We start from the raw sequence: 6,598 nt of genomic DNA, 5'->3' as shown, positions 1-6,598 counted from the left end.
GGTTGATGGGCTTCTTCAACACCGGTGCCGCCCAGGTCCAGGCGACGGCGCAGAGGACCGATCCCCAGGCCGAGACCCATTCCCGCAAGCCGCTGGCCAAGGCCGCACCGAAACCCACGGCCAAGCCCGTGGCGAAAGCGATGCCGAAGCCCAAGGCCACAGCCGCCAAGAGCGCGGACGAGGATTGGGCCGAATTCTGAAATCAAGCCTTCCGCAACGACATGTGGAGGCGGAGATTACGGACAAAGCCCCCCGTCAATGATGGGGGGCTTTTGTTTCACGGAGACGAGGAAGCCAGCGAAGACCGGCTTTTTCCCTCATTTATACCGCCCGGCGAATGAATTGATCCATTGGATCAATCCACGCCGAGACGGTGACGCTCAGGCGCCGCGCGGGCTTGCCGGCCGCCCGAACGGATCATTTCAAAGGGCGGCCGGTATTACAGACATTGATGATGTCCTTGGCCGTGACCACCACATCCTTGGGAGCCTTTTGTCCAGGGGCGGTGGTGCCTTGGACCTAACCGCGACTTCTGACGTCCGGTTGACACAAATCATACCCCAGGGGCATCATCGCCGCATGCGACACGCCGAGCGGTGCACCAAGACCAGCAAGAGAACGACCGCCGGATGGCGGCGGCGTTTCTTCGCCTGGTCAGCTCTGCTGCTGATGGCCGTCAACATCCTGGGAGGGGCGTTGCTGCCGGCTTCCCAGGCGGTTGCCGCAACCACCGACGCCGACGCCCTGTTGGGCGGAAAATACATCGTGGTGTGCACCGCCGCCGGCATGATGGCGATCGACCCGAAGGGCGAAGCACCACCGGTCTCGGCCGCGGCACACGGCGCGTTATGTACATTCTGCCTGCCGCTGATGCATGGCGCGGCCGCAATCCCCATGGCGGCCACCGCCCCCCCACCGTCGGCCGTCGAGCATCTGACGGCGCAAACTTCCCCGACGAACGCCCTGCCCTCCCAGGCCGTGCGTGGCATCGCCTCGCCACGCGCCCCTCCCATGGTGTGATCTCCGTCCAGCCGAAGATCCGCCGAAAAGGTGGATTTCATCGCGGCGCCTGACGGCGCCTGATCGACGCAGAGGTGACCCCATGAACACCCACGCGTGCACCGGCACGGGGCCAACCGGCCATGCCCCGTGACCCGGCCACAGGCGGCACCGCCTTGACCGAACAGGTCAACGGTGCCTACCTGACCCACAAATCGTCCCTTTTGCGGTTCCTGACGCGCACATTGGGCAATAGTCGCGACGCCGAAGACGTGGCGCACGAGGCGTTCGCCCGCATGCTGTCCCTGCCGGAACAGGCAACGGTCGACCATCCCCTGGCGTTGCTCAAATGCATTGCCCTCAACATCATCCGCGACACGTTCCGCCGCGAACGATACCGCCGCCAGCAAGTCATCGGATTGGAAGACCCGCTGGTGTCGGCCCAGCCCGAACCCGACCCGGAACAGGTCGCGGCCGCCCGTCAAAGACTGGTCCGACTGCGTGACGCCATCGATGACCTGCCGCCCCGATGCCGCGAGGTCTTCGTCCTGCACAAGGTGCATGGCCTGCCCCATACCGAAGTGGCGCGCCGACTGGGAATTTCCCGCAACATGGTGGAACGTCACGTGATCCGTGCCTACGCGCAATTGCGGGAAGTCATGGACGACACCCCATCCGGGGTTGACAAGGACTAGGTAAGCCGTGACTCATCTCGCCATGTCCACACAGGATTCGCCCCCCACCGCCGACGAGCTCAGGACCGAGGCCGTCAGGCGATTCGTCAGCGCCACCTCGGGCGACGCGCCCGAACGGGAGCGCGACGATCTGGCGCGGTGGGCCGCCGGGGACAACCGGCGCCAACACGAGATATCCTGTCTTGAACGCATCGACGCGGACGCGGCGGCCCTGACAGCACACTATCCCCTTGCCGCCCCGGTTCGCTCCCGACGGTGGCACTGGGCGGCGGCCATGGGAATGGCCATGGCCGGAGCGTGCATCATCCTCTTGTTACCGCCAAAGGTGATCGACGCAGCCATCCGTCCACAGCAGGTGACGCTTGGCGACGGCAGCCGCATCGACCTGGATGCCGGTACGGTCGTCAAGATACCGCGCCAACCTTGGGCGCACTCCATCACCTTGGTCAAAGGCGACGCCGTCTTCGACGTGGTTCACGACGAAAGCCGCCCTTTCACCGTTCACACCCCGATCACCACGATCACCGACGTTGGCACCCGCTTCCTGGTGCGCAGCCGTCCCGACAGCAGCACTGTCGCCGTGTTCGAAGGCGAGGTCGCGGTGACCCCACCGCAAGGCCCCGCACAGCGCCTGACCGCCCAACAGGCGGTGGAGATTCGTGCCTCGGGCGCGACCAAGACCTTGGCGCCCATGAACGAACGCGGCGAAACCGCCTGGCGCCAGGGACGGATCGTGTTCAAGGACACCCCCTTGTCCGAAGTCGCGGCACGGCTGTCGCGTTATTCCCCGCGCCCCGTCCTGATGGGAACGCCGACCCTGGCCGGTCTGAAGGTCAGCGGCAGCTTCGCCATCGACAATGGCGACGACGCCCTGGGCGCCCTTGAACAGGTGTTGCCGATCAGGGCACGCCGTCTGGACGACCGCATCGTCCTTGAACCCGTGGGGCGGACGCAGCCGCCAACTCGCACGCCCCGCTGATTTTTCTCCTAACCGACATCAGGGAACGGTCACGCCATCCGTCTTGGTCATTGGGTTCGCCGTCGAAAGCGACCGTAACGACCATGCCAAAGGGTGGACGACAATGAGAGGACCGAAAGGCGCGACAGGCGTCATCAGCCGCGCGAGAACCGCGTTGGGAGCGTTGAGCGCGGTGGCCGCGTTACTGGGCGCCATGCCGGTATTGGCCGCAGACACGACGGTCAGGGTGGATCTGCCGGCCCAGAAACTTTCCGAATCCCTTGACGCCCTGGCCGCGCAATCGCAAATCCAGATGATGTATGCGGGCGATTCCGTCCGTGGGCTTTCCGCCCCGGCGCTCAAGGGCGAATATCCGGTCGCCGAGGCGTTGCGCCGACTGTTGGCCGGCAGCGGTTTGGAAACCAGAACCAGCGGCGACACCTATCTCATCGTCAAGCCGCAGTCGATCAACCGTCTTGAGGCGGTGACGGTGACCGCGACCCGCACCGAGAACAAGGCATTCGACGTTCCCGCCTCGGTCTCGGTGGTAACGCGCCAGCAGATCGACGACCTTCAGGCCAAGGACATCGCCACCGTATTGCGCGATCTGCCTGGCGTCACCATGGGCGGCGGTCCGCGCGAGAACGGTCAATTGCCAACCATCCGTGGCTACCAAGGATCCGACATCATTCTTCGGGTCGATGACGCCCGCCGCAGTTTGGACGCTTCGGTCGGCATTTTCAGCCCGCTTTACCTCGACCCCAACTTCGTAAAACAAGTCGACATCGTGCGCGGGCCGTCTTCGGCCATCTATGGCGGCGGTGGTCTGGGCGGTGTAATGGCTTTTCGCACCATTGACGCCGACGACGTTCTGGCCCCGGGGGAATCTGTCGGCGGGTACGCGAAAGCGGGATACCGCTCCGGCGATGGGTCGATCAATTCCAACCTCACCGGTGCGGCCCAGACGGCGGGCGCCAGCGTCGTGGCCAGCGGCACGATCCGCAACTATCATAATATCAATAATGGCGCAGGAACAGAAAACATACAGAACGGCACGAGCCAAAACGGCTTGATGAAGGTCGGATACTCTCCGAACGAACTAAACGATATAACCGTTTCCTACATGCGTTACTTTGACGGAGGAATCGGATTCGCCAATCCAGCATTCAACGATGTCTGGAACGCTTCATCATTACGTTACATAGAGCGTTCCCAAGATGAGTTCTCCGGCCGTTGGGACTTCCGGGACGATACAAAAAAAACGTTGGACGGCAAGGTCTTCGCTTACAGCACGCACCTGAAACAAGAAATCCAGGACCGCGCCAATTCCGCCGCCAACAACAGCACCTATGAAGTCACCACCTATGGCGGCGGCGTTCAGAACAGTTCACGCTTCATGGCCGGTCCCGGCCACCGCCTTACCTATGGTCTGGACGGCTATCGGGATGAGTTGACCAACACGAGCGGCGGCAGCGCCAACGCCATCAACCCCGATGGAACCATGTTGGCGGGCGGAGGGTTCGTGCAAGACGAAATCCAGCTATCCAACACCTGGACGCTGATTCCGGCGGTGCGTTTCGACAGCTACAAGGCCGAAGGCGGTGCCAACCCGACCAATTCCAGCGAACGATTGTCCCCAAAACTGGCCATCAAATGGCAGGCATTGCCTGCGGTGGGGGTGTTCGCCAGCTACGGCGAAGCTTTTCGAGCGCCGACCTTGACCGAACTGTATTCGAGTGACAACCGGAGCAGCAGTTTCCAGAATTTCCGAGCCAGCCCCACCTTGAAGCCAGAGGTCAGCCATACCAAAGAGGTCGGCATGACGCTTGCGCTCGATAATCTGCTGGCGGATAGCGACTCGCTTCGAGTCAAGGCGACAGCATTCGATGAACATGTGGACGACCTCATCAACCAGGCAACTGTCGGCACCTATGCCCGAACATCCGCTCCTTTTGGAACTGGTTACGTTTTTCAATACCAGAACGTATCGAACGTCCACCGATGGGGAGGAGACGTGGAACTCGACTACCGTCTTGGCGATTGGTCGTTTGGGGCGGGGTACTCGCGCCTGCGGGTGAACAACAACGCCCTTCTTTCGCAGCCTGACAAATTGACGACCAGTGTCGGTTATTTTGTCGATGAATATCTTGCCTTGAGATATGCCGCGCGCTTCGTCGCCGCCCAGGATTACGACACCAAGGTGGACACCAGTGGTGTACCGCCACAGGATCGCAGACGAAGCGGCTATGCCGTGCACGACATTGGCGCCAGCTATGACCGCGATTGGTATCGGGTCGATTTCGCCGTCACCAACATTTTCGACAAGGAATACATGACCTACGGTCAGAGCCTCCAGACCAGCCGTATCTACGAGGAAGGACGTTCGTTCAACCTGAACTTCACCGCACGCTTCTGATTCCAAGCCGGCTGCCGAGGCGTTTTCCCGCCCCGGCAGCCGACTTGACTTGGATCACATGCACGACCATCCTGCCGGACATGAAGAGGGGGCTCTCCATCCGTCGTTACGACACGGCTGTCGATCGTTCGACCGCCGCCGGGAGACGCTTCGTCGCCGCCTGGACCGGCTTGGTCCTGTTGCTGTTCAACGTCTTGGGGGCGGCCCCGCTGGCCGGCGGGGCCGGCGCCCCGTCCGCCTTCGCCCAGTCCTTCGACACCAGCCATCTGGTGGTGTGTACCACCGCCGGCATGGTGGTGATCGACGCAGGAGCACAAGAGGGCGAGGCAAGCGGGCACGGTGCGCTTTGCTTCCTGTGCCTGCCGCTGTTCCACGCCGCCAGCCAAAGCCCGGCCCCGGCGGATGTCGTCCCGCCCGAGCGAACCGGCGGCATCCAAATTCTTCCGGTCCCCGGCCGCCCGCTCCACCGTCCGTCGTTCCTGACCGGCGCCGCCGGTCCTCGTGCCCCGCCGACAGCCTGACTTCCGCTTTTTCTGAATTCACCGCGCCCCATCGGCGCGGCATCCCGTCGCGGGCAACTGGCCGCCGGTGCGGTCCTTATGCCCATGCATCGAAAGCGAAGTCACCATGACCTCTTTTGCTCGTACCATGCTGGCCGCGGCTTCGGCCATGCTGTTGCTGTTTTCCGCCGCCCCCTCCCATGCCGGTCAGGCACGGGTGGTGGTCAGCGTCCCACCCCTTCATTCCCTGGTCTCCAACCTGTTGCGCGGCGTCGACACGCCTGAACTGCTGATGCGCGAACGGGTGGCCGACCATCTGATCGCGCTTGATTCCACCCAGGTCGAGGCACTGCGCCGCGCCGATATGGTGGTGTGGGCGGGCCCGGAACTGGAAGGCGCCATCGCCGAGGCCGGATTGATCATGCCCGACCTTGCGGTCCGCAGCCTGACGCTTGGTCGCCACATCCCGATCATGACCCCGGTCCAGGACGGAACCGACCAGCCGGGAAACGCCCGCGACCTGCGGTTCTGGCTCGACCCCCGTCTGGTCCACCACGCGGTGCATGTGCTGGCCCCGGCCCTGGTCAGGCTTTATCCCGAAGCGAGCGAAACCATCCTGGACAATGAAATCGCGCTGATGGCGGAAATCCATCAGACCGAACATAACGTCCGTGCCGCATTGGGGACTGCCCAAGGCACGCCGCTGCATCTGACCAACGCCGATCTGCTTTACCTGGAATGGCGGTTCAACCTGCCGGTCAGCGGCTGCGCTCGGGGCGCCTTCGACCCCCTGGGGTTCAACCTGACCAGCGGGCCGGCGCTTTACGGCAAGTTGATGGAAGGCGCCCGCGACACCTTGGCCGCCTGCATGAACAGCAAACCCGCCGAAACGGCACGGCATGGCGACGGCCACGTCCTTTAGACCGACGACAAGACGCCGCGGCCAAACACCGCGGCGTTTTTTTTCGCGACGACGTCAGGAAAAGCCCCCGTGAAGCGTCCATGGCAAGACACTTCTCTTTTCTCACCG

General features: G+C 63.1%; 7 protein-coding genes. All 7 read left to right on the top strand.

What is annotated here, in order from left to right; translation table 11 throughout:
• A partial coding sequence (locus tag G4223_RS16850; RefSeq protein ID WP_205762555.1) for a hypothetical protein occupies window positions 1–200 on the top strand: 200 nt, incomplete at its 5' end.
• A gap of 379 nt (window positions 201–579) precedes the next feature.
• Window positions 580–1,020, top strand: coding sequence for a DUF2946 family protein (locus tag G4223_RS16845; protein ID WP_163682155.1), 441 nt, complete (start codon window positions 580–582; stop codon window positions 1,018–1,020).
• 122 nt (window positions 1,021–1,142) lie between these two features.
• Window positions 1,143–1,694 (top strand): RNA polymerase sigma factor, encoded by a 552-nt coding sequence (locus G4223_RS16840; RefSeq protein WP_163682153.1) that lies wholly within the window; start codon window positions 1,143–1,145, stop codon window positions 1,692–1,694.
• Between the two features lie 7 nt (window positions 1,695–1,701).
• Window positions 1,702–2,673 carry a FecR domain-containing protein gene (locus G4223_RS16835; RefSeq protein WP_163682151.1) on the top strand — a complete coding sequence of 324 codons (972 nt, stop codon included), beginning with the start codon at window positions 1,702–1,704 and terminating at the stop codon, window positions 2,671–2,673.
• Between the two features lie 103 nt (window positions 2,674–2,776).
• Window positions 2,777–5,068: a TonB-dependent receptor gene (locus G4223_RS16830; protein ID WP_163682149.1), complete on the top strand. Its 2,292-nt coding sequence runs from the start codon at window positions 2,777–2,779 to the stop codon at window positions 5,066–5,068.
• Window positions 5,069–5,112: 44 nt separating this feature from the next.
• The gene (locus G4223_RS16825) at window positions 5,113–5,589 is read left to right on the top strand and encodes a DUF2946 family protein (RefSeq protein WP_163682147.1); all 477 of its coding nucleotides are present in this window, start codon (window positions 5,113–5,115) and stop codon (window positions 5,587–5,589) included.
• A gap of 106 nt (window positions 5,590–5,695) precedes the next feature.
• A complete protein-coding gene (locus G4223_RS16820) occupies window positions 5,696–6,490 on the top strand; it encodes a metal ABC transporter solute-binding protein, Zn/Mn family (RefSeq protein ID WP_163682145.1) in 795 nt (264 codons plus the stop codon).
• Window positions 6,491–6,598 lie beyond the last annotated feature (108 nt).

Source organism: Magnetospirillum aberrantis SpK (genome assembly GCF_011022235.1).
GTDB classification, from domain to species: Bacteria; Pseudomonadota; Alphaproteobacteria; order Rhodospirillales; family Magnetospirillaceae; genus Magnetospirillum; species Magnetospirillum aberrantis.
This window is presented reverse-complemented; position numbering and strand designations above follow the sequence as displayed.